This is a genomic window from Pseudomonas sp. 3-2 (genome assembly GCF_019710535.1).
In the GTDB taxonomy this organism is placed as follows: Bacteria; Pseudomonadota; Gammaproteobacteria; order Pseudomonadales; family Pseudomonadaceae; genus Aquipseudomonas; species Aquipseudomonas pharyngis.
This window is the reverse complement of sequence record NZ_CP081200.1, coordinates 3825826-3852444: the sequence shown is the minus strand read 5'-3', so window position 1 is coordinate 3852444 and position 26619 is coordinate 3825826. Positions and strand designations below refer to the sequence as shown.

The following is a 26619-nucleotide window of genomic DNA, read 5'->3' as shown; positions in this document are numbered from 1 at the left end:
ATCGGGAGTCGCCCTTTGAATACCCTCCAGAGTCCGCCGGACATCACGGTACTCGCCCGCGCCGCCGCCAAGGTCAAGCGCCATGTGCTGCCGCTGTTCGTGGTGATGTTCATCGTCAACTACATCGACCGGGTCAACATCGGTTTTGTGCGCAGTCATCTGGAAACCGATCTGGGTATCGGCGCCGCTGCCTATGGCCTTGGCGCCGGTCTGTTTTTCATCGGTTACGCCTTGTTTGAAGTGCCATCCAACATGCTCCTGCAACGCTACGGCGCCCGCGCCTGGCTGACACGGATCATGTTCACTTGGGGCGCCGCCGCGATGGCCATGGCGTTCGTCAAGGGTGAAACCAGTTTCTATGTGCTGCGCTTCATTCTGGGCGCTGCCGAGGCCGGGTTCTTCCCGGGGATCATTTATTACTTCACCCAATGGCTGCCGGCCTCTGAGCGCGGTAAGACCATGGCGGTGTTTCTCAGCGGCTCGGCAATCGCTTCGGTAATTTCCGGTCCGGTGTCCGGCGCGCTGTTGCACATCAGCGGTCTGGGCCTGCACGGCTGGCAGTGGATGTTCCTGATCGAAGGTGCCGCGTCGGTAGTGCTCTGCGGGTTTGTCTGGTTCTGGCTGCAATCCCATCCGCGTCAGGCCAAGTGGCTGAGCGAGGAGGAGCGTGAAGCGCTGGTGACGGCAATCGCTGAAGAGCAGCGCGCCCGCGAAGCAACTCACGTCGCCAGACCATCGATGTTCAAACTGTTGGCGGACCGGCAGATCGCGCTGTTCTGTTTCATCTACTTCTCCATCGCACTGACCATCTACGGCGCCACTTTCTGGCTGCCGAGCATGATCAAGAAGATGGGCAATCTCGGCGACTTCCAGGTCGGGTTGCTCAACTCCGTGCCGTGGATCATTTCCATCGTTGCGATGTACAGCTTTGCGGCGCTGGCCGGCAAGTGGAAATTCCAACAGGCGTGGGTCGCGCTGACCCTGGTGATCGCCGCGTTCGGCATGTTCATGTCCACCACCGGCGGGCCGATTTTCGCCTTCGTCGCGATCTGTTTTGCGGCCATCGGTTTCAAGGCGGCTTCGGCACTGTTCTGGCCGATTCCGCAAAGCTATCTGGATGCGCGCATCGCGGGGGCGGTGATCGCGCTGATCAACTCCATCGGCAATCTGGGTGGCTTCGTTGCGCCGACCGCGTTCGGTTTCCTGGAACAGACCACCGGCTCCATAGAAGGCGGCCTGTATGGCCTGGCCGCAACTTCGCTGGTGGCAGCAGTGGTGATCTTCTTTGCCCGCATGGCGCCCGGCGCCAAAGGCAAAACCCCGGCAAAGCCTGAACCCGAAACCGCCGTCGCGCCGACGGCCAATCCGGTGGCGAGCCACTGATTCCGACTCAACAGGAGCGTCATTTTGAAAATCACTCGCGTAACCGTCACTCCGATTGCCTTCCGTGATCCGCCGCTGCTCAACGCCAGTGGCATCCACGAACCGTTCGCCCTGCGCTCGATCATCGAGATCGAAAGCGACAACGGCTACATCGGCCTCGGCGAAAGCTATGGGGATGCCCCGGCACTGGCGATCCAGCAACAGTTGCAATCGCAGTTGATCGGCCTCGATCCGTTCAACCTCAATCAGCTGCGTCGGATTGTCCAAGCGACGGTCGCTGCCAACAAACCGGCCAGTCTGGCCGGTGCTGAACTCGCCCCTGGTTCCCATGCCAGTAAAGCGGTGAGCAACGCGTATTCGGCGTTTGAAGTGGCGTTCCTCGATTTGCAGGCCCGCTACTTGAATGTGCCGCTGGTGGATCTGCTGGGCGGTGCGGTGCGCGATGAAGTACCGTTCAGCGCCTATCTGTTTTTCAAGTACGCGCAACACGTCGATTCACCGTACAAGCCGGACAACTGGGGCGAGGCGCTGAACGAGCAGCAGATCGTCGCCCAGGCCGCGCGGATGATCGAGGCGTATGGTTTCAAGAGCATCAAGCTCAAGGCCGGCACGCTGCCGCCGGAACACGAAGTGGCGTGCATCAAGGCGCTGAAAAAGGCCTTTCCCGGTTATCCGCTGCGCATCGATCCCAACGGCAACTGGTCGCTGGAAACCTCGATCCGCATGGCCGAGTTGCTGGGCGATGATCTGCAGTATTACGAAGACCCGACCCCGGGCCTCGAAGGGATGGCCGAACTGCACAAACGCACCGGGCTGCCGCTGGCGACCAACATGGTGGTCACCGATTTCGATGAGTTCCGCCGCAGCGTTGCGCTGAACAGCGTGCAGATTGTCCTCGCCGATCACCATTACTGGGGCGGTCTGCGCGACACCCAGACGCTGGCGAAAATGTGCGACACCTTCGGCCTCGGCGTGTCGATGCATTCCAATTCACACCTGGGCATCAGCCTGATGGCGATGGCTCACGTAGCGGCTGCCGTAACGAATCTGGACTACGCCTGCGACACCCATTACCCGTGGCAGGAACCGGATGAAGAAGTGATCAAGGGCGGCAAGCTGCCGATTGTCGATGGCTGCGTGAAGGTTACTCGTGCACCGGGTCTGGGGCTGGAACTGGATCACGATCAACTGGGCAAGCTGCATGACCAGTACCTGACTTGCGGCATTCGCCAGCGTGATGATGTGCGGCAGATGCAGCGCTATAAACCGGACTGGAAAGCGGTGAAGCCGCGGTTCTGAGTTCACGGGGCTGCTCGCGATGGCAATTGATCTGGCGATGTAGAGATTCAGAGCGTACGCATCAACCAGTCGCGAAACGCCTTCAGCGACGCCAGCGACTCATTGCGCGCCGGGTACACCAGGTAATAGCTGCGCCGGCTGCTGATCGGTTGGCCCAGTTGCAGCAGCTCGCCGTTGTGCAATTCATCTTCGACCAGAATCCTCGGCACCAGTCCGATGCCGATATTGGCGCGCACCGCCTGGATCAGGTGCGAGGTCATCTCGAAACTCGGGCCGATGCGCATGCTGCGATGGGGCAGGGCGTGATGACTGAACCACTCGGACCAGGCCTGAGCATTGCTGCTGACGTTGAGCAGCAATTGCCCGGCGATATCCTTGTCGGCCGCACGGCGTTCGGCATCGGTCAGCTGCGCACTGGCGATCACCACCAGTTCCTCGGTGTGCAGGCGGTGGGCAGTCAGCCCCGGCCAGTCCCCGCCACCGACGCAAATCGCCGCGTCGATTTCGCTGGTGTCGAAGTCGATCGTCTCGATGCGTGAATGCAGGTGCACGGTCATGCCTGGGTGCGCGGTGTAGAAATCCTTCAAGCGCGGCAGCAGCCATTTCGAGCCGAAGGTCGGCAAGGTCGCCAGGCGCAGGCTGTGGATGCCCGAGCCAAACGCCATGGCCTGCAACGTCGCACTGCGGATCTGGCCGAGGGCTTCGGACAGTTCGCGCTGATACATGCGCCCGACGTCAGTGAGGATCACTCGCCGGCCTTCGCGGCTGAACAGGCGCATGCCGAGCATCTTTTCCAGAATCTGCACCTGCCGGCTGACCGCGCTTTGGGTCAGCGACAGTTCGTGGGCGGCGCGGGTGTAGCTTTCATGGCGTGCGGCGGCTTCAAATGCCAGCAGCAACGACATCGAGGGAGTGAGGGTTCGCGGATTCATTCGTTTTAGTCATGGATTGCGGGTCGATTTTACGGTTGTCCCGGCATCGCTCTGCAATGAACATAAGGCCTATGAGATGGCGGGAGCGTGACGCAATCATTCCTTGCGCACAACTGTTCACCGCCACACGGCCCGTTTTTGACCGAGATTGCACTTCCGATGATTGCTCAGCTGTCGCCTTCCACCACGTTGAACACTGACTACCAACAGTTTCTCAAAGCCCTTGAAACCAGCGGTTTTCGCGGCGAAATCAGTGCCGACTACGCCAGCCGCGTGGTGCTGGCCACCGACAACTCGATCTATCAGCGCTTGCCGCAAGCAGCAGTATTCCCGCGTGACGCCGACGACGTGGCGCTGCTGGCACGCCTGATCGCCGAACCGGCCTACCAGAAAGTGGTGATCACCCCTCGCGGTGGCGGCACGGGCACCAACGGCCAGTCATTGACCGACGGTATCGTCGTCGACCTGTCGCGGCACATGAACCGCATTCTCGAAATCAACGTTGAACAGCGTTGGGTAAGGGTGCAGGCCGGCGTGGTGAAGGATCAACTCAACGCCGCCCTGAAATCCGCCGGGCTGTTTTTCGCCCCGGAACTGTCGACCTCCAACCGCGCTACTGTCGGCGGCATGATCAACACCGACGCCAGCGGCCAGGGCAGTTGCACCTACGGCAAGACCCGCGACCACGTGCTGGAACTGCACATGGTCCTGCGCGGTGGCGAGCGCTTGCACGGTCGCCCGCTGGAAGAACCCGAGCTGACAGCGGAGTGCGCCCGCGAGGGCCGGGCCGGTGAGGTGTATCGCTGTGCGCGGCAGATCATCGATGAGCAGGGCGAGCTGATCCGGGAAACCTTCCCCGATCTCAATCGCTGCCTGACCGGCTACGACCTGGCGCACCTGCGCGAGGCCGACAACCGTTTCAACCTCAACAGCGTGCTGTGCGGCGCCGAGGGTTCGCTGGGGTTTGTGGTCGAGGCCAAACTCAACGTGTTGCCGATTCCCAAGCACACGATGCTGGTGAACATACGCTACGCCGGCTTCATGGATGCCTTGCGCGATGCCCGTGCGCTGATGGCGCTCAAGCCGCTGTCGATTGAAACCGTCGACTCCAAAGTGCTGTTGCTGGCGATGCAGGACATCGTCTGGCATGGCGTCGCCGAGTACTTTCCGGAAAGCGCCGAGCGGCCGACGCTGGGGATCAACCTGGTGGAGTTCTGCGGCGACGATCCCGAGGAGCTGCAGCGCCGGGTCGAAGTCTTCGTCCAGCACTTGGGCAACGACGCCACGGTCGAGCGCCTGGGGCATACGCTGGCCGTCGGGCATGCGGCGGTGAATCGCGTCTACGGCATGCGCAAACGCGCGGTGGGCCTGCTCGGCAACGTCGCCGGTGAAGCGCGGCCGCAGCCATTTGTCGAAGACACCGCCGTGCCGCCGCAACACCTGGCCGAGTACATCGCCGAACTGCGCGACCTGCTCGACAGCCACCAATTGCAATACGGCATGTTCGGCCACGTTGATGCCGGCGTGCTGCACGTACGGCCGATTCTCGACATGAAGGATCCGCAACAAGCCGCACTGGTGCGTCCCGTTTCGGACGGCGTCGCCGCGCTGACCCAGCGTTACGGCGGCCTGCTGTGGGGCGAACACGGCAAGGGCCTGCGCTCGGAATATGCGCCGGCCTTCTTCGGCGACTTGTACCCGGCGCTGCAGGCCCTGAAGGCGGCGTTCGATCCGTTTAACCAGTTCAATCCGGGCAAGATCGCCACACCGAATATTCCCGGCGCGGCATTGCTGAAGATCGATGAAGTGACCCTGCGCGGCGAACTGGATCGGCAGATCGACGAGAAAGTCTGGCAGGACTACGGCGCAGCGATGCACTGCAACGGCAACGGCGCCTGCTACAACTTCGATCCCGACGACGCCATGTGCCCGTCGTGGAAAGCCACCCGCCAGCGTGCGCAATCGCCCAAGGGCCGCGCCTCGCTGATTCGCGAATGGCTGCGGTTGCAGGGCGAGGCGGGGGTCGACGTGTTGGCCGATGCCAGTCGCCGTCCGCCATTTTTCAGCACGTTGCTGCAGCGCTGGCGTAACAGCCGTGCGCAGGAACAGGACTTCTCCCACGAGGTGTACGACGCCATGGCCGGCTGCCTGGCGTGCAAATCCTGCGCGGGGCAGTGCCCGGTGAAGGTCAACGTGCCGGACTTCCGTTCGCGGTTCCTCGAGCTGTACCACACGCGCTATCTGCGACCGGCGCGGGATTACCTGATCGCCTCGCTGGAGTACACGATTCCGTACATGGCGCGGATTCCGTTTCTCTATAACGGCTTGATGGGCGTCTCGTTCAGCCGACGCTTGATCGAGCGTCTTGGCGGCATGGTCGATGTGCCGCTGCTCAGTCGTTTTGATTTTTATGCGGCGATGCGCCGCTGGCAGGTTCAGCCGGCGTCGGTCGAGGTGTTGTCGGCGCTGACTGCAGCCCAGCGCGAGCGCAGTGTGGTGCTGGTGCAGGATGCGTTCACAAGGTATTTCGAGGCGCCGTTGCTGGCGGATCTGATCGAGCTGATTTCGCGTCTCGGCTATCAGGTCTACCTGGCACCGTTCAGTGCCAACGGCAAGCCGCTGCATGTGCAGGGTTTTCTCTCGGCGTTCAACCGCGCGGCGTTGCGCAATGCCGGGCAATTGCGCGCGCTGGCCGAGGTTGGTGTGTCGTTGGTAGGGCTCGACCCGGCCATGACTCTGGTGTATCGCCAGGAATATCTGAAAGTACCGGGAATGGAGAAATGCCCGGAGGTGGCGCTGGTGCAGGAGTGGCTGCTCAAGGTCATGCCGGAGCAAGTCGGAAAGCGCCGCGACGAAACCTTCCGCCTGCTGGCGCACTGCACCGAAAAAACCAACGCTCCGGCCGCCACTCGGCAATGGGAGCAGGTGTTCGAGCGTGTCGGCCTGAAGCTCGCGACTCAGGCCACCGGTTGCTGCGGCATGTCCGGCACTTACGGACACGAAGCGCGTAATCGCGAGACCTCGGCGGTGATCTACGAGCAATCCTGGGCGAAGCAGATCGAGGCGCCGGTGGAGAAGGGCGAAGCACTGGCCACCGGGTATTCCTGCCGCAGTCAGGTCAAGCGCCAGGCCGATCGACAGTTGCGCCATCCGTTGCAGGTCGTGCTGGAAACCCTGCGCACCGCGTGATCGCTGTTTGAGAACCGCTAGCGATTGGATCGGTTTTTCATGTTATACGGTAACGCAAATTTTACGGCCGCTTTCGGGCGGCCGCATTGATCAACCTTTCGATTGCGATACTTCCATGACGATTGCGGTTCCCCGTTCTGCCCCCTCGGCCACTGGCCGGTTGCTGTCCATTGATGCGCTGCGTGGCCTGGTGATTCTGTTCATGTTGCTGGACCACGTGCGCGAAACTTTTCTGCTGCATCGTCAGGTCAGCGACCCGATGGACATCGCCAGCACCGAGCCGGTGCTGTTCTTCAGCCGTACCCTGGCGCATCTGTGCGCGCCGGTGTTCGTGCTGCTGACCGGCTTATCAGCGTGGTTGTTCGGGGAAAAGTACGCCGGCAAGGCTGACGTCAGTGCCTTTCTGTTCAAGCGCGGTTTGTTTCTGGTGGCGCTCGAATTCACCCTGGTGAATTTTGCCTGGACGTTCCAGCTGCCACCGACTGTGATCTACCTGCAAGTGATCTGGGCGATCGGCCTGAGCATGATCGCGCTGTCGCTGCTGGTCTGGCTGCCACGCTGGCTGTTGTTGACGCTGAGCCTGGCGATCATCGCCGGGCACAATCTGCTCGACGGACTGCACTTCGCAGCGGAGTCGGCGCTGCACGTACCGTGGGCGATCCTGCATGATCGCGGCTGGATCGAGGCGGGCGAGACCTTGCGTCTGCGCACCTCGTACCCGTTGTTGCCGTGGATCGGCGTGATCGGGTTGGGTTACGCGCTGGGGCCGTGGTTCGCTCGCGCCGCCGATGCAGCCGTGCGTCAGCGCCGCTTGTTGATCGGTGGCATCGCCGGGCTGCTGGGGTTCGTGGTCCTGCGGCTGGTCAACGGTTACGGCGAGAAACCCTGGGCCTTCGGTGACAGCGGTGTGCAAACCCTGATGAGTTTTTTCAACATCACCAAATACCCGCCGTCGCTGTTGTTCATCACATTGACGGTGAGTGTCGGACTGTTGCTGTTGCTGGTGTTCGAACGCGCACAGGATCGACGCTGGATTCGCTGGCTGACGGTGTTCGGTTCGGCACCGATGTTTTTTTACCTGCTGCACCTGTATGCGCTGAAGGTGCTGTACCTGATTGGCGTGGCGTTGTTCGGGCTCAATCAGGGCACGTATTTCGGTTTCTCGTCGGTGACGGCGGTGTGGCTGGCGGCGATGGTGCTGGCGGTCGCGTTGTTCCCGGCCGTGCGCTGGTTTTCGGCATTGAAGGCCCGGCGCCGCGACATAACCTGGTTGAAATATCTGTAAAACGGCTCAGCCCGTTTTGCCATCGCGGGCAAGGCGGGCGAAGTCGATAAACGCCTTGAGCGGCGCCGGCACATGGCGCCGGCTCGGGTAATACAGGTGCAGACCCGGATAGTACGGGCACCAGTCCGCCAAGACCTGCACCAGACGCCCGGCCGCGAGGTGCTCGCTGACCATGTCTTCGAACACATAGGCCAATCCCAGACCTTGCAACGCCGGGCCGACCATCAGGCTGACATCGCCCAGGGTCAGCGGGCCGTTGACTTCGATTTCCTGATCGATGCCACCGCGTTCGAATTCCCAGCGATACAGCGCGCCGCTGGGAAAGCGGTGACGGATGCAGGGCAGGGTGTGCAGATCCTCCGGTTTTTGCGGCGCGGCGTGCCGTTCCAGAAACGCCGGTGAAGCGACCACCACCGAGCGCAAGGTCGGGCCGATCGGCAGCGACACCATGTCCGCCTCCAGCCGATTGCCGAACCGCACCCCGGCATCAAAACCGGCGGCGACGATATCCAGCAGCGCATCGCTTTCGACCACTTCCAGGCGGATGTCCGGGTAGGCCTGCAGGAACGCCCCGGCAATCGGCAGCAACACCAGTTCGCAGGCCTGACGCCCCGCAGTGATGCGCAGGTTGCCGGAAGGTTTGTCGCGAAAGTGATTGAGGTCTTCGAGCGCGTCGTCGATGTCGCGAAACGCCGGTTTCAGCCGCGCATATAACCGCTCGCCCGCTTCGGTCAGCGCCACACTGCGAGTGGTGCGATTGAACAGACGCACGCCCAGGCGATTTTCCAGAGTGCGCAATGAATGGCTCAGCGCGGACGGTGTCAGGCCCAGATCCACCGCCGCACGGCTGAAATTCAGGTGCTGGGCGATGCAGAGAAAGATCGACAGATCCGCCGTGGACGGGTTTTTCATTTGTGAGCACCTTTCACAAAGTCATGCAAATTTGCTGGGATTATCACATCAGTAGCACGGCTTTAAAGTCGACTCAACTCATCAAGAAGGCCCGGCAATCTCGCCAGGGTCACCGACAGGAGGAGTTGATATGCGTACCTGGCTGATTACCGGAGCTTCCCGTGGTTTTGGCATCCTTATCGCCGAACAGGCCCTGCGTGCCGGTGACGCGGTGATTGCCACCGCCCGCAACCCGCAAGACATCACCGACCGCCTCGGCGATCACCCGAACCTGCTGGCGGTGCGGCTGGACGTCACCCGTGAAGAGGAAGCCCATCAAGCGGTGGCGCAGGGCATCAAGCGCTTCGGCCGCATCGACGTGCTGATCAACAATGCCGGCTTTGGCGTGTTGGGCGCCGTCGAAGAAACCAGCGCCAGCGAAACCGAGCGCCTGTTCGCCACCAACGTGTTCGGCCTGCTGAACGTCACCCGCGCCGTGCTGCCACATATGCGCGCCCAGCGCAGCGGACGGGTCATCAACATCTCGTCGATTGGCGGTTATCAGGCCTACGTGGGCTGGGGTGTTTACGGCTCGACCAAGTTCGCAGTGGAAGGCATCAGCGAAGCGTTGCATCAGGAACTGGCGCCGCTGGGCATTCATGCCACGGTGGTCGAACCGGGCTTCTTCCGCACCGACTTCCTCGACGAGCAGTCGCTGCTCAAGACCGCGCTGGTACTCCCGGACTACGACGAAACCGTCGGCAAGATGCGCACCTTTGCCGAAGCCGCCAACCATTCGCAACCGGGCGATCCGCTGAAGTTTGCCGAAGCGATGCTGGCGCTGGTCAACGCACCGAATCCGCCGCAGCGGCTGGCGCTGGGCAGCGACACGATTGCGCGGATCGAAGCGAAGAACCGCTTGGTGGCACAGGAGTTGGCCGAGTGGAATGAGCTGGCGCTGTCCACGGATTTCAAGGACTGACCTAGCCCCTCGTTGAAGCTATCGCAGGCTGCGCTCTATTGATCGCAGCCTGATTTTCTTTTCATTGGATGAAATCATGACAAACGTCTCCCAACACACTGGCGCGCGCGACAAGCTGCTGATCCTCGCGGCCATTTGCCTGTCGGCGCTGGTCCTGCCGTTAAGTTTTACCGGTGGCGCGGTGGCGACGCCGGCCATTGGCCGTGACCTGGGCGGCAGCCCGGTGGCGCTGACCTGGATCACCAATGCGTTCATGTTGTCGTTCGGCAGTCTGCTGATGGCGGCGGGGGCGTTGGCCGATGTCTATGGACGCAAGTGCCTGTTCACCGCCGGCATGCTGTTGTTCACCGCAGCGTCGATTGCCCAGAGCCTGGCGCCTTCGGTGTTCTGGCTGGATGTGCTTCGGGCGATTCAGGGCGTGGCCGGTGCGGCGGCGCTGGCCAGCGGTTCGGCGGCGTTGGCGCAGGAGTTCGAAGGTCATGCGCGCACCCGTGCGTACAGCATGCTCGGCACCACGTTTGGTATCGGTCTCGCGTTCGGCCCGTTGGTGGCCGGAGCGTTGATCAAGGCGTTCAACTGGCGCGCGATCTTTGTGTTCACCGCGCTGATTGGTGTGATCGCGATGGTCTTCGGCCTGCCGCGCATGCGTGAAACCCGCGACCCCGACGCCAGCGGTCTCGACTGGCCGGGTACCGTGACGTTCAGCTCGATGCTGGCGCTGTTCACGTTCGGTGTGATCCAGGCGCCCGAAAGCGGTTGGGGCAGTCCGTTAGTGGTCGGTCTGTTGGGTGCTTCGGCGTTGTTGCTGGCGCTGTTCGTCTTCATCGAAATGCGCGTCAAACGTCCAATGCTCGATCTGACGCTGTTCCGCTTTCCGCGCTTCGTCGGCGTGCAGATGCTGCCGATCGGCACCTGCTATTGCTACATCGTGCTGGTGGTCATGCTGCCGCTGCGGTTTATCGGCGTCGAAGGCTTGAGTGAAATCGATGCCGGTCTGCTGTTGCTGGCGCTGTCAGCGCCGATGCTGGTGGTGCCGATGCTGGCGGCGTCCATGACACGGTTTGTCTCTGCCGGCATCCTGTCGGGCGTGGGCTTCCTGATTGCCGCCGTGGGGCTGCACTGGCTGAGCCTGTACAACGTCGGCGAGCCGAAATTCGCGCTGGTGGTGCCGATGGTGTTGATCGGGATCGGCGCGGGTCTGCCGTGGGGCTTGATGGATGGACTGTCGGTCAGCGTGGTGCCGAAAGAGCGCGCCGGAATGGCGGCAGGGATTTTCAACACGGTACGGGTGGCGGGTGAAGGGATTGCACTGGCGAGCGTGGCGGCGATTCTTGCCTCGCTGCTGCATACCGATCTGCAGTCAGTGGCCAGCGGTGCAGACGCCGCGCTGATTGCGCAGACCGCGCACCGGGTAACCACCGGTGACATTGCCCATGCGATCAACACAGTTCCGGGGTTGGCTAACGAACGGCTGGTGCAGGGTTACGCCTCGGCGTTCCAGTATCTGCTGCACATCCTGACGATCATCACCCTGGTGTCGGCGGCTGTGGTGCTGGGGCTATTAAGCAAAGATCGGACGGTGTCGGAACCCCAACAGGCTGCGGCATAAATGAAAAAGCCTGGAAGCGCAAAACGCTTCCGGGCTTTCTTTCATTGGATCAACGGCGATCCAGCCACACCGTCTGCGCATTGCAGAACTCGCGCACGCCGAAGTGCGACAGCTCGCGGCCGAAACCGCTTTTCTTCACGCCGCCGAAGGTCACGCGCGGGTCGCTGGCGGAGTAACCGTTGATGAACACGCCGCCGGTTTCCAGTTCGCTGGTCAGTTGCTGGGCCAGGGCGACGTTGGCGGTGTAGATCGTGGCGGTCAGGCCGAACTCGCTGTCGTTGGCCAGGGCCACGGCATGGGCGCAGTCCCGGGCGGTGATGATCGAGGCCACCGGGCCGAACAGTTCCTGTTTGAACGAAGTCATGCGGTCGGTGACGTCGGCCAGCACGGTCGGCTCGTAGTAGTTACCCGAACCCTCTACTTTGCCGCCGCCGAGCAGCAGGGTGGCGCCTTCTTCCAGGGTGTCGCGCACTTGTTGATCGAGTTCGTCGCGCAGGTCGAAACGGGCCATCGGGCCGATGTAGTTGTCGGCGGACAATGGATCGCCCATCTTCAACTTACGGGTGGCTTCGACGAATTTGCGGGTGAATTCTTCGACCACGCCTTCTTCGATGATCAGGCGTTTGGCGGCGGCGCAAACTTGCCCTGAGTTCTGGTAACGACCGATCACCGCCGCTTGCACGGCTTCGTCGATATCGGCGTCATTGAGCACGATAAACGGATCGGAACCGCCCAGTTCCAGTACGCATTTCTTCAGCGCCGCACCGGCCTGTGCACCGATGGCCATGCCGGCGCGGACGCTGCCGGTCAGCGTTACGGCGGCAATGCGCGAATCGGCAATGGCGGTCGAAACGCCTTCCGGGGTGACGTTGATCACTTCGAACACGCCATCGGCAAAACCGGCGCGGGTGAAGGCGTCGCGCAACAGATAGGCGCTGCCCATCACGTTCGGCGCATGCTTGAGCACGTAGGTGTTGCCGGCGATCAGCGCCGGGACGGCGCCGCGCAGCACTTGCCAGATCGGGAAGTTCCACGGCATCACGGCGAGAATCGGGCCGAGCGGACGGTACTCGATACGTGCCTTGCCGCCCTCGACCAGGGTCGCTTCGGCGTTGAGCATGGCCGGGCCGTGTTCGGCGTACCACTCGCAGAGCTTGGCGCATTTCTCGATTTCGCCACGGGCCTGGGCGATCGGCTTGCCCATTTCCCGGGTGATCATGGTCGCCATGGCTTCGCTGCTGTCACGCAGAGCACCGGCCAGCGCAGTCAGGGCGAGGGAGCGATCCTGCAGCGGTTTGCGTTTCCACTTGTTGAAGCCGAACGCGGCGCGGGTCAGCGCAGCATCGAGGGCTTCGGCTGATTCGAAAGCGTAGTGACCGATCTGCTCGCCGGTGGCGGGATTGATCGAGATGGCGTGGGTCTGGCTGGAAATCGGGCTCATGGCGTCGTCCTGCGAGGTCAGTGGATGCGCTCAGAGTAGGGTGGCGTTTGATTTCTGGAAACTGAATAATAAAGAGCGTTTCTTTCACGATTGGAGAATGATGATGGATCTGGTGCAACTGGAAATCTTCAAGGCCGTTGCCGAGCACGGCAGCATCAGTGCGGCGGCGGCGCAGATCCATCGCGTGCCGTCGAACCTGACGACGCGCATCAAGCAGTTGGAGGAGGACCTGGGCGTCGACCTGTTCATCCGCGAGAAAAGCCGTTTGCGCCTGTCGCCGGCGGGCTGGAGTTTTCTCGAGTACGCGCGGCGCATTCTCGACCTGGTACAGGAAGCCCGCGCCACGGTGGCCGGCGAGGAACCGCAAGGCGCGTTCCCGCTGGGCTCGCTGGAAAGTACGGCGGCGGTGCGCATTCCCGGTTTGCTGGCGACCTACAACCAGCAACATCCGAAGGTCGATCTGGACCTGTCGACCGGTCCTTCCGGGACGATGATCGACGGTGTGCTTTCGGGGCGCCTGGCGGCCGCGTTCGTCGACGGCCCGGTTTTGCACCCGGCGCTGGAGGGCATTCCGGCGTTCGAAGAGGAAATGGTCATCATCTCGCCGCTTCACCACGGGCCGATCCAGCGCGCGGCGGACGTGAATGGCGAGAACATCTATGCATTTCGCTCGAACTGCTCCTATCGCCATCACTTCGAAAAATGGTTCAGCACCGACGCTGCGGTGCCCGGCAAGATTTTCGAAATGGAGTCCTACCACGGCATGCTCGCCTGCGTCAGTGCGGGTGCCGGCCTGGCTTTGATGCCGCGCAGCATGCTGCAAAGCATGCCCGGCTGCGCGACGGTCAGCGTATGGCCGCTGGCGGCGGATTTCCGCTATTTGACGACGTGGCTGGTGTGGCGACGGGGCACGGTTTCGCGCAGTCTGAGTATGTTTGTGCGTTTGCTGGAGGAGCGCGGTGTGGTGCGTGCAGAAGAGAATTGACGCTCTGGGTTCGGGTCTTCTCCATGAAGACCTGCTCATTTGATTGAAAAGCGTGCCCGGTTCGGTGATCCGCCGAACCGGGCATTTTTTATTGGCCGTCGATGCTGCGGGGCAGGTTGAGTGGATTGGCGTCGCGCAACACCTCCGGCAACAACGCATCCGGAAACCCCTGATACGCCACCGGCCGCAAAAAGCGTTCGATCGAGGTCATGCCGACCGAGGTGAAGCGGCTGTCCGAGGTAGCCGGGAATGGGCCGCCGTGTACGGTGGCGAAGGTCACTTCCTGCGGGTGGGCGAAGGCGTTGACCACGATGCGTCCGGTGCGGCGCTCGAGGATCGGCAGCAGACGCCGGGCCAGATCCAGATCGCGGTCTTCAAGGTGAATGGCTGCGCTCAGTTGGCCCTTGAACGAACGGGCAAGTGCCAGCAGTTCTTCCTCATCGCTGACCGTCACCAGCAGTGCAGCCGGGCCGAACACTTCATGGGCCAGTGCGGGTTCGTTGAGAAAGTGCTGGCCACTGACTTCCAGCAACGCCGAGCGGCCTTCAAACGGGCCATCCGTCGGCGCGCCAACCGCCACCAGATTCGCCCCCACGCTTTCCATTGCCACCAGCCCCTTGACGTATGAACCGTGAATCCCCGGCGTCAGCATCGTGCGCGCCGGCGCTTCGCTGACTCGCTTGATCATCGCGCTGCGCAACGCTTGCAGACCTTCGCCCTCGACCGCGATCAGGATCGATGGACACAGGCAGGCTTGGCCGACATTAACCAGCATCCGCTCGACAAAGCCATCGCCGATCTCACCGCCGCGCGCGGTCAGCGCTGTGGGCAAAATGAAGGTCGGGTTGACGCTGGTCATTTCGGTAAACACCGGGATCGGATCAGGCCGCAATTGAGCGCGGCGATAAAGCGCCATGCCGCCCACCTCTGAACCGGTGAAGGTCACCGCTTTAATCAAAGGATGATCGACCAGCGCTTCACCGATGGCGTTACCACCACCGCGCACCATGGAGAAAACGCCTTCATGCAAGCCATGCGACTGCACCGCTTTGCGGATGGCGCGCGCCTGAATTTCCGATGCACCGGGATGCGCGTTATGTGCCTTGAGAATCACCGTCGCCCCGGCCGCGAGTGCCGACGCAGTGTCGCCGCCGGCCACCGAATAGGAGATCGGAAAATTGCTCGCACCGAAGATTGCCACCGGGCCGATGGCGACTTTCTGCAGGCGATGATCCATTCGGGGTCGTGGCTGACGCTCCGGCTGTGCCGGGTCGATTGCCAGCTGCAGGAAGCGCCCCTTGCGCACCACCTCGGCGAACTGGCGAAACTGGGTCGCAGCTTTGGTGGCTTCGCCTTCCAGTTGAGCCTGAGGCAGACCGGTTTCCAGGGCAGCGCGGGCGGCCAGTTCCTCACGGACGGCGTCGAGGTTGTCGGCGATGCTTTCGAGAAACGCCGCACGTTCTGCCAGCGAGGTGTGGCTGTAGGTGTCGAATGCCGCGTCGGCGAGGGTAGCCGCCTGATCGACCTGGGCCTTGCCACCGAAGGCGAATTCCGGCTCGATCAGCGTGTTGGTTGCCGGATTCAGCGCCTTCATCGTGCCCTCGGTAGCGGGGACGTCAGCGGCGCCGACCAGCAGGTGGCCAGTCAGACTCATTTCGCTTCACCTTGCGACTGAAGAGTGGCGATCAGTTCGTCCGTGGTGGTGATGACATGAGCGAAGGTCGGGCCGTTGAGTTCGTGGGCGGCGTGCATCATTTCCTCTTTAAACGCGGCGGTCGCATCGCGCACCAGCGTGACGTGATAGCCGAGTTCCGACGCGTAACGGGCGGTGGCTTCGATGCAGGTGTTGGCCAGCAGGCCGACGATGATCACGTGGGTGATGCCTTGCTGTTTCAGGCGAAAATCCAGGTCGGTGTTGGCGAAACCGCTGGAGCCCCAGTGTTCCTGAACCACGATGTCGCCGTCCTTCGGTGCGAAATCCGGGTGCCATTCACCGCCCCATTCGCCGCGCGCAAAGTGGTGCATGTGCATGATCTTTTGTTGGGTCGGGGTTGGGTGATCCCAGTTCTCGTAGTCGCCTTTGACCCAGCGATGATGCGGTACGATGACCACCGGAATCGGCAGGGCCCGCACGGCATGATCGAGTTTGCGCAGGTTGTCGAGCAGTCCGTTCTGCTCGGCCATCGGTTTGAGCAGCGGAAAGATCTTGCCGCCCTCGGAGAGAAAATCGTTGTACGGATCGACCAGCAGGTAGGCGGTTCTGTCGAGCGGATAGAGAGGTTTCGACATGACGATGTACTCCGGCAATGAGAGTGATCGATGCTCAGGGCTTGTTCCCGCATCGTGTTGATATGATAATCATAGTAACTGTGTAAGAGGCAAGCCCTGATGGCTGTAAACGATAGTCTTCCTGAGACCCTGTGCCCGATTTCCCGGGCCGAGGCGATCGTCGGCGACCGCTGGACGGTGCTGGTTTTGCGCGAATTGTTCATGGGCAGCCATCGCTATGACGAGATCCTGGCGCAGACCGGCGGCACGCCGCAGATGGTCGCCGCCCGTCTGAAAAGCCTGGAGGCGGACGGACTGGTCGAGCGCCGCTTGTACAACGAGCGGCCGAAACGCTACGAGTACCACCTCACCGCAAAGGGTGAGGCGTTTTACCCGGTGGTGATCGCGCTGCGCGCCTGGGGCGAGACCTGGTGCAAATCGCCGGAGGAAGGGCTGGCGGTGAACATGACCCACAAGAACTGCAACCACAGCGCCGGCCTCGGACCGATGTGCGATCACTGCGGTGAAGTGTTGCGCCGTGAGGATTTGATCAGCCAGCCGCAAGAGGCGTACGCCGCGGAACGACAGGCGCGGCGTGAGGCGTTCAAAAACAAATGACTGAAATCACGGCGTGCCATTTCGTCCGTGCAATCGGTAAGCGGGGTGTTGGCTCAGGCGTTCGTAATAAGCGCTCACTGCGGGCAGGTGCGGATGCTCCTGCGGCGTCTCGAACCAGCGATTGACCGACAGGCCGATCGGGATGTCGGCGAGGGAAAACTGCTCGCCGCTGACATAGGCGCCGGTTTTTTGCAGCTGCCGGTCGAGGATCTCCATGTGCCTTGCCCACTCCCGGCAACCGGCCGCAAGAGCAACGCTGTCCTGATGCGCGGGTGACTTGCGCACCAGCGAAAGGAACGCGTACGACCACGACTTGTTCAGCTCCGAAGCCTGCCAGTCGATCCATTGATCCACCCGTGCGCGGGCACGCGCCTCGCTCGGGTAAAGTTGCTCGCCGCCGTAGCGCGACGCCAGGTAGCGAATGATCGAGTTCGATTCCCACAGCGTGAAGTCATCGTCCTGAATCACCGGCACCATCGCGCAGGGATTGAGTGCGAGAAACTGCGGCGTCAACGTTGATTGAAAACCTGAGCCCCAGTCTTCGCGTTCGAAGGGAAGATTCAGTTCAGCACAGGTCCACAGCACTTTGCGCACATTGATCGATGAGGCTTTGCCCAGAATTCGCAGCATTGGATTTCCATCTCCGGTTGTCGTCGGGCGTAAAGAAATAGCACAACGCAAAGCAGAAGGCCCGCGAACGGCGGGCCTTGTTGGTGCATCGAGTCAATCTCAGAGACTGCCCGCCAGTTTCCCGGAGGTCAGCCGCCGACGATAAGCACTGTCACGGGTCGCCAGCCAGAAATACAGCGGCGAAGTCACCAGCAAGCCAACCAGCCACGACAGGTCCGCGCCGTTGATGTGCGCCGACACCGGCCCGACGTATAGCGGCGTGTTCATGAATGGAATCTGCACCGCAATGCCGATCGCATAGGCCAGCAGGGCCTGCGGGTTGTAACGGCCGTAAATGCCGCCATCGACCTGGAAGATCGAGCCGATGTCGTACTGGCCTTTGTGGATGGCGTAGAAGTCGATCAGGTTGATCGCGGTCCACGGCACCAGTACGACCAACAACACCAGCACCATGTCGACGAAGTGGCCGATGAAGTCCGCCGAGGCGCCGACCGCAGCGAAACAGCAGGCCAGCAGCACGATGATCGAAATCACTGCGCGGCTCTTGGCAGTTGGAATCCAGCGGTAGGCAAAGGTCTGCACCAGCGTGATCAGCGACAGCACCGCGCCGTACAGGTTGAGGGCGTTGTGGCTGATGACGCTGAGCAGAAACAGCACCAGCATCAGCGGGCCGATGGCGCCGGTGGCGAGTTTCACCGCGTCCATGGTGTCCATGCCCACCGGGGTTGCCAGCACGGCGACGGCGCCGAACACGAACGACAGACTGGAGCCCAGCGCCGATCCCAGATAGGTCGTCCAGAAGGTCGCCGCCACCGGCACGTTCGCCGGCAGGTAACGCGAGTAGTCCGACACGTAAGGCGCAAACGCGATCTGCCACAGCGCCGCCAGCGACACCGTTGCCAGCCAGCCCGAGAGGTTGAAGCTGCCGCGCGTGAGGAAATCATCGGTCTGGATGTGGGTGAGGATGTAGCCGAAGCCGACCACGATGCCGATCCCCAGCACCCAGGTGCCAATGCGGTTGAGCACGTGGATGAAGCGGTAGCCGATGATGCCGATGATCCCCGAGCCCAGCGCACCGATGACGATGCCGACCGGCACCGGAACGCTGTCGACCACGCCATGCAGGGACTTGCCGGCCAGCACGATGTTGGAGGCGAAGAAGCCGATGTACATGACGCCGGCAATCAACACCACCAGCAGCGCGCCGAGGGAGCCGAACTGCGCACGGCTCTGGATCATCTGCGGGATGCCCATCTGCGGGCCTTGCGCCGAGTGCAGCGCCATCAGCACACCGCCGACCAGATGGCCGACCAGAATGGCGACGATGCCCCACACCAGATTCAGGTGAAACAGTTGCACGCCGAGAGCGCCGGTGACGATGGGCAGCGGCGCGATGTTGCCGCCGAACCAGAGGGTGAACAGATCCCGAACCTTTCCGTGGCGATCTTCGGGCGGCACGTAGCCGATCGTGTGTTTTTCAATGAGCGGTGCAGACGTTGATGCAGAGGTGGTCATGACGAACTCCAAGGCAAGGACGAGTACGTGGACGTACTTCAATGAGCGCCGGCACGGACGGCGCATTTCTTGTTGGGGTTGATCATGGGCAAGGAAAGGGCAGAGATAAATTAGTAGTTTTGTTGCTTCAGGCGTTAAAAAAAAGAGGCTCTCCGGTCAGTTGAAAACGCTCTGTTGCGGGCGTTTCAGCCCGGTGAACGACAACGCAGCTGACCTCCATCGGAGCAGCTGTCTGTCGGTGAGCCGGCGGCTTGGCTGCGGATTTCAATCCAGCAGCCAGGCGTTTTTTCAAAGACGAATCGCCACTAGCATCCGTTGCAGCATCGCATCGCAGGCCGTGAGCTGATCGACGCTGACGAACTCGTCCGGCTTGTGGCCCTGATCCATGCTGCCGGGGCCGCACACCACCGTGGGAATCCCCGCCGCGTCGAACAATCCGCCTTCGGTGCCAAAGGCCACGGTGCCGAAATCGTCCGAGCCGCAGAACGTGGCGATCAGTTCCGCAGCCTGGCTCCTGGCATCGGTTGCGAGCCCCGGATAGGCCGACAATTCGCTGAAACGGATATCGCTATGCTCGCTGACGGTTCGCATGCGCGGCAGCATTTGCTGTTCGGCGTAGGCCTTGAGTTGCTGCGCGACCAACGCCGGATCCTGCGAGGGCAGGGCACGGATTTCGAAGTCGAAACGGCAATCGGCGGGGACGATGTTCAACGCCTTGCCACCGCTGATCACGCCGGTTTGCACCGTGGAGTACGGCGGGTCGAAACGCGGGTCGAGGTGTTCATCCTTGAGCTGTCGACCGATGCGTCCCAGCTCGCCGATCAGCTCGGCGGCGCATTCGATGGCGTTGACTCCGAGCGGCGCGTAGGCCGAATGACAGGCGTGACCCTGGACATCACAGCGCATCGCCAGTTTGCCCTTGTGCCCGAGCACCGGTTTGAGTTCGGTCGGCTCGCCGATGATGCACAGCAGCGGTTTGACCGGACGTTGCTCCAGCACCTTGAGCAGCGAGCGCACACCGAGGCAGCCGACTTCTTCGTCGTACGACAGGGCAAAGTGCACCGGCAGGCGCAACGGTGCTTCGATCAACGACGGCACCAGCGCCAGCACGCAGGCGATGTAGCCCTTCATGTCCGCCGTGCCGCGACCGTAAAGCTTGCCGTCGCGCTCGCTCAGTTCGAACGGCGGCAGCGTCCACGGCTGGCCATCGACCGGCACCACATCGGTGTGCCCCGACAGCACGATGCCCGGCTGATCGGCCGGGCCGATCGTGGCAAACAGATTGGCCTTGCTGCGCTCATCGTTGTAGATCAGCTCGCACGGCACATCGAAACCTTCGAGGTAGCTGCGCACGAAGTCGATGAATTGCAGGTTGGACTCGCGGCTGGTGGTGTCGAACCCCACCAGCGTCTTGAGCAACGCGACGCTGTCGCTCATCGGTCGTCTCCGGCAACCCCGTAGCCCGGCGCCTTGGCCGGATCCAGGGCGCGGTCGATGTAGTCCTGCAACTGCGGGCGATAGGCGTCCCACAGTTTCTGCAATTGACCGATCGGGTCTTCATCGGCCCAGTCCACCCGCAGGTTGACGATGGGCCAGGTCAACTCGCCGACCACGACCACGGCCGCCGAATGCACCGGGCCCGCTTCACCGCCCAAGGCCTGGGCGGCGTGCAAGGCTTTGATCAGGCGATCGGCCAATTGACCTTCGCCTTCTTCGAACGCGCTGACCATGGCTTCGATCACCGAGCGCCCGGCGAGCATGTTGCCCGCCGCCACGCATTGCTCGCCCGACACGGCGTTGTGCACGCCGAGGGTCTGCGCGCCGCTGAAATGCGCGGTCTGGCCGAGGTGGTTGATGGCCGTGATCTGCCGGTACTGGCTGTAGCCGTTGCGGGTCAGCACCTTGTCCAGCGCCGCCTCGGGCGCCAGGCCTTGTTCCATCAGGGCAAGCACTTCCGGGCCGAGCGATGGCAGGGTGATGTTCTGGCTCGACACCGCGCCAACCCCCGGCAACAGCCACGGGCAGCGGGCGCCGACGGCGATGCTGGAGGAGCTGATGGCGATGCCGAACTGACCGGTTTCGGGGCAACGGGCGGCGATGGAAAATGTCATGTGTGGCCTCCTTCGCTAAAGTCGAATTACTCGGGGATCACCGCAACCACATCAATCTCCATCAGCCATTGCGGCTGACCCAAGGCCGACACCACCAGCCCGGTGGAGATCGGGAACACGCCTTTCAGCCATTTGCCGACTTCCTGATACACCGGCTCGCGGTAGCGCGGGTCGATCAGGTAAGTGGTGGTCTTGACGATATGGCTCAGGTCGCTGCCGGCCTCTTCGAGCAATTGCTTGACGTTGCGCATCGCCTGTTCGGTCTGCGCGCGCGGGTCGCCGAGGCCGACCAGTTCGCCATCGAAATTGGTCCCGACCTGACCACGCACATACACGGTGTTGCCGGCGCGCACAGCCTGGCACAGGTCGTTGTCCAGGGTCTGGTTCGGGTAAGTATCCTTGGTGTTGAACATACGAATGCGGGTATGGGTTGGCTGACTCATTGTGAGGCTCCTGACGAATTCGAACCCGGCGCGACAGGCGCCGGTACTGAAGAGGGAAATCAAGCGTCGACGGTGTCGACAACGTTGTTGTGCAGCGCGGCTTCGCGTTGTTCAGCATCGCGATAAGCCAGGTATTTGCGCTGGGTGGCGATGTGATCAGCCACGTGCTTGGCGTCGTGCCAAACGCCCCAGATGAACGACGACCCGCGCCGCGACTGCCACGGCAAACCGAGGAAATACACGCCCGATTCGCTGGACACACCGCGCTGATGTTGCGGCTTGCCGTTGTCGTCGAAAGCGGCGACTTTCAGCCAGGAATAGTCCACGGCAAACCCGGTGGCCCAGATGATCGAGGTGATACCGGCGGCGGCCAGATCGAGATCGGTCAGCGGGTTTTTCACGCATTCAGGATCCGGATAAGTTTCGCGGGCTTCCGGTTCCAGCGGCAGGTCGAGGCCGTTGCGTTCGATGTAGGCGTCGGCGGCATCCAGCAGCGCGAGGTAGTTCTCGTCGCCACGTTTGAGGTTGTCGCGCAGATCCTGTTTGAAGGTCACCACGCCGTCGCTGAACGATTCGGTGACGCCAACCAGGGTCATGCCGCGATGGGCCAGGCCACGGAAGTCGATGGTGCGGCCACCGTGGGCGCCGCTGACGGCGATGGTCACGTGCTCGCGGCCGGGTTTCATCGCGGCTTGATCCCATTCGCCGAGCACGCCCAGCCACCAGCAGAAATCACGGTTGCGGTAAGCGCGAGGAGGGCGGTCATGGGCGCCGACCGAGAGGTAAACCTGCTTGCCAGAGCGCTGCAATTCGTCGGCGATCTGCACGCCCGACGAGCCGGCGCCGACCACCAGCACCGCGCCGGCCGGCAGTTGTTGCGGGTTGCGATAGTCGGCCGAGTGAATCTGCAGCAGACGCTCATCTTTCGGCGCAATCGCCGGGATCACCGGACGCTGGAACGGGCCGGTGGCGGCGACGACACGGGCCGCTTCGATCACGCCCTCCGAGGTCTCGACAGTGAAGCCCGGACGCCCGACATTGCGCACCACGCTTTTCACATCGACGCCGGTGCGGATCGGCGCGTTGAATTTCTTCGCATAGGCTTCGAAGTAATCGGCGACACGTTCCTTGTGGGCGAAACCGTCCGGATCGACATCATCGAATTCCATCCCCGGAAACCGGTCGTGCCACGCCGGACCGTTGGCCACCAGCGAGTCCCAGCGCCCGGTGCGCCAGCGTTCGGCAATTCGGCTGCGCTCCAGCACCAAGTGGGGCACACCGAGTTTGCTCAGGTGTTCACTCATGGCCACACCCGCTTGACCGGCGCCGACAACAAGCGTGTCTGTTTTTATTATTTCAGTGGTCATCTCTGATCCCTTCTCACGAGGCCGTTGGATTCAGGTCGCTGTCGACCTGTTCTCTGTGCTTGGGATCAGACTAGGGAGGGGGTGGTTATCGGTAAAATATTATTAAGCTGGCATGTGAAGATAAAAACGTGATGCAGAGGCCTGAAAGCCCCGTAAACAAAGGGCTTCGCCCTGGCACCGGAATCCGGGACAACGAAAAAAAGGGCCGTCGACAGGTGTGTCGACGGCCCTTTTCAGTTGGCGCTTGATTTACATCGAACTCAACGATTGAGGAACGCCAGCAGGTCTTCGTTCAGTGCCTGCGCATGGGTCACGGCAAACCCGTGCGGCGCACCGGCATAAACCTTCAGCTCGGCACCCTTGATTTGCTCGGCGGCGCGTTTGCCGGTGGTTTCGAACGGCACGATGACGTCGCCGTCACCATGGATTACCAGGGTCGGTACATCGATTTTCGCCATGTCAGGGCGGAAGTCGGTTTCCGAGAACGCAGTGACGCAATCCACGGTGCCTTTTAGCGAGGCCAGCAGCGCAATATTCAGGGTTTGTGTCAGCACGCCGTCCGAAACTTTCTGACCTTTATCGAGGCCATAGAACGGCGTGTTGAAGTCAGCGATGAACTGCGCGCGATCCTTCAAAAGACCCGCCTTGATCCCGTCGAATACCGACTTGTCGACGCCCTCGGCGAAGTCCGGTTTCTTGCCGAACAGCGGCGTTACCGCGCCCAGCAACACCAGCCCGGCGACACGCTCGCTGCCGTGACGCGCGATGTAGCGGCTGACATCGCCGCCGCCCATGGAGAAGCCGACCAGGGTCACGTCACGCAGGTCGAGGTGCTCGATCAACTGCGCGATGTCATCGGCGAAGGTGTCGTAGTCGTAGCCGGTCCAAGGCTGCTCGGAGCGCCCGAATCCACGACGGTCGAAGGCGATGGTGCGATAGCCACGACTGCTCAGGTATTCCATCTGGTATTCCCACATGTCGGCGTCCAGCGGCCAGCCGTGGCTGAACAGCACGGGCTTGCCGCTGCCCCAGTCCTTGAAATAGATCTCGGTGCCGTCTTGGGTCGTGAAGGTGCTCATGAAAACTCCTTATGTCGGGGCGTGTGTGGTTGCCGGGATGGCATCGCTGACTATCGCGGTTAAGCGTCTGGTCTACTTGTACGCAGGTGCTAAGTTTCGCCAGCCAATCAGCGTAGACGCCTGCGGGCGTCAGAGTTGTAAGATGCAACCACGATTTGATGACCGTTTTGCTGGAGAGCGCTGAATGAAACGCAAAAGCCTGGAGGGCAACATCTGCCCGGTTGCTCGGACGCTGGACCTGATCGGCGACTGGTGGTCGTTGCTGATCATCCGCGACGCGCTGGAAGGCATCAGCCGTTTCAGCGATTTCGAGAAGAGCCTGGAAATCGCCAAGAACATGTTGAGCATGCGGCTCAAAGGGCTGGTGGAGCGGGGCATCCTGCGCCTGGTGCCGGCGTCCGATGGCAGTGCTTACAAGGAGTACGTGCTGACGGAAAAGGGCCGGGCGTTGCAAACCGTGATCGTCGCGTTGTCGCAGTGGGGAGGGGAGTTCATGTTCGAGCCGGGCGAGGCGGGGTCGGTGATGGTGGATGCGCAGAAGGGGCAGCCGATTCGCAAGCTTGAGTTGCGGTCAGCCGATGGTCGAGTGCTGGCACCGGACGATGTGGCGACGAAACGGGCTGTTGAGTACTGAAGTGAAGTGAGCGGGATCTGTCGGATGTTTCGTTTTTCGGAACGTTCTCAGATTTGGTGACCGTTTTTCCTTGGTTGATCTACGAAACATCCTGCATCTCTATCGGAGTCGGACGATTTCACCGATGCCGCTCGTCGGCCACACTATTTCGGTGAATCCTTAATTTGACGTCAGAATAGTGGCTCTTTAACATCGCGCCATTATTCTGATATCGCTTTCCGTCTCGAGGGATCGAACATGTCCTCACCCGCCCTCGTGGCGAGGTTGTGCTTGGCTTTGCTATGCCTTTCTCCGCTCCAAACCGCACTTGCAGCACCTACCCCCGGTGAAACCGACCTGATTCGCGAACGTCAGAACCGTCTGCTCGAAGAGCAGCAGCGGCGGCTCGAAGAGCTCAAGGATCTACCTGGCAAAGAGGCCAAACCGGCGCAGCCGGAAGCCCCCACCGACACGCGTTGCTTTCAGATCAACGACATCGAGCTCAAAGGCGCCGACAGCCTGTCGGAGAGTGACAAGAGCCGTTTGCTCAAGCCCTACCTCGGCCAGTGCCTCGGTGTGCCTCAGCTGAATGAAGTACTGAAGGTCATCACCGATCACTACATCGAGAAGGGTTGGGTGACCAGCCGTGCTTACCTGCCACAGCAGGATCTGTCCGGTGGACATCTCAAAGTACTGGTGGTCGAAGGCAAACTCGAGGGCTTGAAAGGCGCCGACAACAGCAAGCTCTCTGAGCGTGAGTTGTCGATGGCGTTTCCCGGCGAGGCCGGTGAGCTGGTGAACCTGCGCGAGATCGAGCAGATGGTCGATCAGCTCAATCGTCTGCCGTCCAATCAGGCAAAAATGGAGCTTTCGCCGGGCAAGAACGTTGGCGGCAGTGAGGTGCTGGTCACCAATACTCCGCAAAAGCCCTGGCGCGCCGGGCTGTCGCGCAGCAACGATGGCCAGCGCAGCACGGGTGAGCAGCAGTGGGGCACCACGTTCGATTGGGACAGCCCGCTGGGCCTGGCTGACCAGTTGAGCCTGCGCGGTGGTCACGACGCGATGACCGATCACCAGCACACCTCCAACAATGCCATGCTCAACTACAACCTGCCGTGGGGCTGGTGGAATTTCAGCTACACCTACAGCCAGAGTGAGTACCGCTCGCAGATCGCTGCCAACGGCTACAACTTCAAGCAGACCGGCGACAGCGAGAACCATCAGTTGCGCGCCGAGCGGGTGATCCATCGCGACTCGGTCAGCAAGACCTCCCTCAGCGCCGGACTTTCATATCTGCGCACCAACAACTTCATCGAAGACAGCAAGCTCAAGTTGAGCAGCAACCGCATCAGCGAAGCGCAGTTCGGCTTCAACCACGGGCGACGGATCGGCAGCGCCTTCGTCAACTTCGATGCCGGCATGCAGGAAGGCATCGGCGCGTTCGACGCTCAGGGCAGCCACGATCCGGGTCCCGGCGAGCCCGACGCGCGCTATCGCAAGTACACCGCGACCCTGAGCTATCTGCAGCCATTCAAAGTGTGGGGCGAGTCCTTCAGCTTTAGCAGCCTGATGACCGGCCAGCGCAGTGAGGACGTGTTGTTCAGCCCGCAACGCACCAGCCTCGGCGGGTCGTCTTCGATCCGTGGCTACAAGGATCAATCGCTGTCTGGCGACAGCGGCGGCTATTGGCGCAACGACCTGCGCTGGTCGCGCCCGGTGAGTGCCGAATGGCTGCGCCCGGTGTTCGCCGAATACGGCACCAGCCTCGGTTACGACCAGGGCGTGATTCGTGGCGACCGTTACAACGGCGAGCAACACGGGCGCATGTCGAGCAACTCGCTGGAGCTGTTTGCGCGTGGCGAACACGTGGCAGCAAGTGTGACTTTTGCCCATTCCCTGGAACGACCGGCCGCGCTGACCGAGCGCGAAGCGCCGATCTACTTCCGCCTGGATTTCTTTATCTAATTCTGCCTGCTCCG

General features: G+C 61.8%; 22 protein-coding genes. 10 read left to right on the top strand and 12 right to left on the bottom strand.

All coding sequences use genetic code 11. The annotated features are described in order from the left end of the window. The first annotated feature begins 15 nt into the window (after positions 1-15). Both K3819_RS17190 and K3819_RS17185 read left to right on the top strand, forming a co-directional pair. Positions 16-1383 carry an MFS transporter gene (locus K3819_RS17190; protein ID WP_221397554.1) on the top strand — a complete coding sequence of 456 codons (1368 nt, stop codon included), beginning with the start codon at positions 16-18 and terminating at the stop codon, positions 1381-1383. A 24-nt stretch (positions 1384-1407) separates the two neighbouring features. Continuing rightward, positions 1408-2682, top strand: coding sequence for a glucarate dehydratase family protein (locus tag K3819_RS17185; RefSeq protein ID WP_221397553.1), 1275 nt, complete (start codon positions 1408-1410; stop codon positions 2680-2682). 47 nt (positions 2683-2729) lie between these two features. On the opposite strand, the gene K3819_RS17180 is transcribed toward K3819_RS17185, so the two are convergent. After that, positions 2730-3614 carry a LysR substrate-binding domain-containing protein gene (locus K3819_RS17180; RefSeq protein WP_085610583.1) on the bottom strand — a complete coding sequence of 295 codons (885 nt, stop codon included), beginning with the start codon at positions 3612-3614 and terminating at the stop codon, positions 2730-2732. A 159-nt stretch (positions 3615-3773) separates the two neighbouring features. Here K3819_RS17180 and K3819_RS17175 point away from each other — a divergent pair, with 159 nt between their 5' ends. Next, entirely contained in the window at positions 3774-6803 is a 3030-nt protein-coding gene (locus tag K3819_RS17175) for an FAD-binding and (Fe-S)-binding domain-containing protein (RefSeq protein ID WP_221397552.1), read from the top strand. A gap of 115 nt (positions 6804-6918) precedes the next feature. Next, the gene (locus K3819_RS17170) at positions 6919-8088 is read left to right on the top strand and encodes a DUF1624 domain-containing protein (RefSeq protein ID WP_221397551.1); all 1170 of its coding nucleotides are present in this window, start codon (positions 6919-6921) and stop codon (positions 8086-8088) included. Between the two features lie 6 nt (positions 8089-8094). Here K3819_RS17170 and K3819_RS17165 read toward each other — a convergent pair whose 3' ends face one another. Continuing rightward, a complete protein-coding gene (locus K3819_RS17165) occupies positions 8095-9000 on the bottom strand; it encodes a LysR family transcriptional regulator (protein WP_221397550.1) in 906 nt (301 codons plus the stop codon). Between the two features lie 130 nt (positions 9001-9130). Between K3819_RS17165 and K3819_RS17160 the strand changes: the two genes are divergently transcribed. Together K3819_RS17160 and K3819_RS17155 are read left to right on the top strand one after the other, a co-directional pair. Beyond that, complete coding sequence (locus K3819_RS17160; RefSeq protein WP_221397549.1) at positions 9131-9961, top strand: oxidoreductase; 831 nt, start codon at positions 9131-9133, stop codon at positions 9959-9961. Between the two features lie 76 nt (positions 9962-10037). Continuing rightward, the gene (locus tag K3819_RS17155) at positions 10038-11570 is read left to right on the top strand and encodes an MFS transporter (protein ID WP_221397548.1); all 1533 of its coding nucleotides are present in this window, start codon (positions 10038-10040) and stop codon (positions 11568-11570) included. Between the two features lie 49 nt (positions 11571-11619). Here K3819_RS17155 and K3819_RS17150 read toward each other — a convergent pair whose 3' ends face one another. Next, on the bottom strand, positions 11620-13011 hold the full coding sequence (locus tag K3819_RS17150; protein ID WP_221397547.1) for an aldehyde dehydrogenase family protein: 1392 nt from the start codon (positions 13009-13011) through the stop codon (positions 11620-11622). Positions 13012-13114: 103 nt separating this feature from the next. Here K3819_RS17150 and ptrR point away from each other — a divergent pair, with 103 nt between their 5' ends. Beyond that, positions 13115-13996: a putrescine utilization regulator PtrR gene (ptrR, locus tag K3819_RS17145; protein ID WP_039767672.1), complete on the top strand. Its 882-nt coding sequence runs from the start codon at positions 13115-13117 to the stop codon at positions 13994-13996. 88 nt (positions 13997-14084) lie between these two features. Here ptrR and K3819_RS17140 read toward each other — a convergent pair whose 3' ends face one another. Continuing rightward, positions 14085-15650: an aldehyde dehydrogenase (NADP(+)) gene (locus K3819_RS17140; protein ID WP_221397546.1), complete on the bottom strand. Its 1566-nt coding sequence runs from the start codon at positions 15648-15650 to the stop codon at positions 14085-14087. Further along, positions 15647-16285: an isochorismatase family cysteine hydrolase gene (locus K3819_RS17135; RefSeq protein ID WP_221397545.1), complete on the bottom strand. Its 639-nt coding sequence runs from the start codon at positions 16283-16285 to the stop codon at positions 15647-15649. The genes K3819_RS17140 and K3819_RS17135 overlap by 4 nt, the downstream gene beginning before the upstream one ends. A gap of 99 nt (positions 16286-16384) precedes the next feature. Here K3819_RS17135 and K3819_RS17130 point away from each other — a divergent pair, with 99 nt between their 5' ends. After that, entirely contained in the window at positions 16385-16882 is a 498-nt protein-coding gene (locus K3819_RS17130) for a helix-turn-helix domain-containing protein (RefSeq protein ID WP_085648408.1), read from the top strand. 6 nt (positions 16883-16888) lie between these two features. Here the strand turns inward: K3819_RS17130 and K3819_RS17125 are convergent, their stop codons facing one another. The 7 genes from K3819_RS17125 to K3819_RS17095 all read right to left on the bottom strand — a co-directional run bounded on the left by K3819_RS17125 (position 16889) and on the right by K3819_RS17095 (position 24027). Then, positions 16889-17512 (bottom strand): glutathione S-transferase family protein, encoded by a 624-nt coding sequence (locus tag K3819_RS17125; RefSeq protein ID WP_221397544.1) that lies wholly within the window; start codon positions 17510-17512, stop codon positions 16889-16891. A 99-nt stretch (positions 17513-17611) separates the two neighbouring features. Further along, positions 17612-19027, bottom strand: a complete 1416-nt coding sequence (locus K3819_RS17120) for a cytosine permease (protein ID WP_039766943.1) — start codon at positions 19025-19027, stop codon at positions 17612-17614. Positions 19028-19315: 288 nt separating this feature from the next. Next, positions 19316-20464, bottom strand: a complete 1149-nt coding sequence (argE, locus tag K3819_RS17115) for an acetylornithine deacetylase (RefSeq protein WP_221397543.1) — start codon at positions 20462-20464, stop codon at positions 19316-19318. Continuing rightward, complete coding sequence (locus K3819_RS17110; protein WP_039766940.1) at positions 20461-21138, bottom strand: DUF1028 domain-containing protein; 678 nt, start codon at positions 21136-21138, stop codon at positions 20461-20463. The genes argE and K3819_RS17110 overlap by 4 nt, the downstream gene beginning before the upstream one ends. A gap of 26 nt (positions 21139-21164) precedes the next feature. Next, positions 21165-21581 (bottom strand): RidA family protein, encoded by a 417-nt coding sequence (locus K3819_RS17105; RefSeq protein WP_007950460.1) that lies wholly within the window; start codon positions 21579-21581, stop codon positions 21165-21167. Between the two features lie 59 nt (positions 21582-21640). After that, positions 21641-22948, bottom strand: coding sequence for an NAD(P)/FAD-dependent oxidoreductase (locus K3819_RS17100; protein ID WP_221397542.1), 1308 nt, complete (start codon positions 22946-22948; stop codon positions 21641-21643). 260 nt (positions 22949-23208) lie between these two features. Further along, positions 23209-24027 (bottom strand): alpha/beta fold hydrolase, encoded by an 819-nt coding sequence (locus tag K3819_RS17095; RefSeq protein ID WP_064597308.1) that lies wholly within the window; start codon positions 24025-24027, stop codon positions 23209-23211. A 184-nt stretch (positions 24028-24211) separates the two neighbouring features. On the opposite strand from K3819_RS17095, the gene K3819_RS17090 reads away from it, so the two are divergent. Both K3819_RS17090 and K3819_RS17085 read left to right on the top strand, forming a co-directional pair. Further along, on the top strand, positions 24212-24661 hold the full coding sequence (locus K3819_RS17090; protein WP_085610569.1) for a helix-turn-helix domain-containing protein: 450 nt from the start codon (positions 24212-24214) through the stop codon (positions 24659-24661). Between the two features lie 237 nt (positions 24662-24898). Beyond that, entirely contained in the window at positions 24899-26605 is a 1707-nt protein-coding gene (locus K3819_RS17085; RefSeq protein ID WP_221397541.1) for a ShlB/FhaC/HecB family hemolysin secretion/activation protein, read from the top strand. Positions 26606-26619: the final 14 nt, after the last annotated feature.

Bases quoted from the DNA above. Each gene is read 5' to 3' on its own strand.
- ptrR (WP_039767672.1), top strand. From the start codon at position 13,115: ATGGATCTGGTGCAACTGGAAATCTTCAAGGCCGTTGCCGAGCACGGC.
- K3819_RS17165 (WP_221397550.1), bottom strand. From the start codon at position 9,000: ATGAAAAACCCGTCCACGGCGGATCTGTCGATCTTTCTCTGCATCGCC.
- K3819_RS17180 (WP_085610583.1), bottom strand. From the start codon at position 3,614: ATGAATCCGCGAACCCTCACTCCCTCGATGTCGTTGCTGCTGGCATTT.
- K3819_RS17140 (WP_221397546.1), bottom strand. From the start codon at position 15,650: ATGAGTCTGACTGGCCACCTGCTGGTCGGCGCCGCTGACGTCCCCGCT.
- K3819_RS17105 (WP_007950460.1), bottom strand. From the start codon at position 21,581: ATGAGTCAGCCAACCCATACCCGCATTCGTATGTTCAACACCAAGGAT.
- K3819_RS17130 (WP_085648408.1), top strand. From the start codon at position 16,385: ATGGCTGTAAACGATAGTCTTCCTGAGACCCTGTGCCCGATTTCCCGG.
- K3819_RS17100 (WP_221397542.1), bottom strand. From the start codon at position 22,948: ATGACCACTGAAATAATAAAAACAGACACGCTTGTTGTCGGCGCCGGT.
- K3819_RS17135 (WP_221397545.1), bottom strand. From the start codon at position 16,285: ATGTCGAAACCTCTCTATCCGCTCGACAGAACCGCCTACCTGCTGGTC.
- K3819_RS17120 (WP_039766943.1), bottom strand. From the start codon at position 19,027: ATGACCACCTCTGCATCAACGTCTGCACCGCTCATTGAAAAACACACG.
- K3819_RS17175 (WP_221397552.1), top strand. From the start codon at position 3,774: ATGATTGCTCAGCTGTCGCCTTCCACCACGTTGAACACTGACTACCAA.
- K3819_RS17085 (WP_221397541.1), top strand. From the start codon at position 24,899: ATGTCCTCACCCGCCCTCGTGGCGAGGTTGTGCTTGGCTTTGCTATGC.
- K3819_RS17095 (WP_064597308.1), bottom strand. From the start codon at position 24,027: ATGAGCACCTTCACGACCCAAGACGGCACCGAGATCTATTTCAAGGAC.
- K3819_RS17170 (WP_221397551.1), top strand. From the start codon at position 6,919: ATGACGATTGCGGTTCCCCGTTCTGCCCCCTCGGCCACTGGCCGGTTG.
- K3819_RS17160 (WP_221397549.1), top strand. From the start codon at position 9,131: ATGCGTACCTGGCTGATTACCGGAGCTTCCCGTGGTTTTGGCATCCTT.
- K3819_RS17090 (WP_085610569.1), top strand. From the start codon at position 24,212: ATGAAACGCAAAAGCCTGGAGGGCAACATCTGCCCGGTTGCTCGGACG.
- argE (WP_221397543.1), bottom strand. From the start codon at position 20,464: ATGAGCGACAGCGTCGCGTTGCTCAAGACGCTGGTGGGGTTCGACACC.
- K3819_RS17110 (WP_039766940.1), bottom strand. From the start codon at position 21,138: ATGACATTTTCCATCGCCGCCCGTTGCCCCGAAACCGGTCAGTTCGGC.
- K3819_RS17125 (WP_221397544.1), bottom strand. From the start codon at position 17,512: ATGCTGCGAATTCTGGGCAAAGCCTCATCGATCAATGTGCGCAAAGTG.
- K3819_RS17150 (WP_221397547.1), bottom strand. From the start codon at position 13,011: ATGAGCCCGATTTCCAGCCAGACCCACGCCATCTCGATCAATCCCGCC.
- K3819_RS17155 (WP_221397548.1), top strand. From the start codon at position 10,038: ATGACAAACGTCTCCCAACACACTGGCGCGCGCGACAAGCTGCTGATC.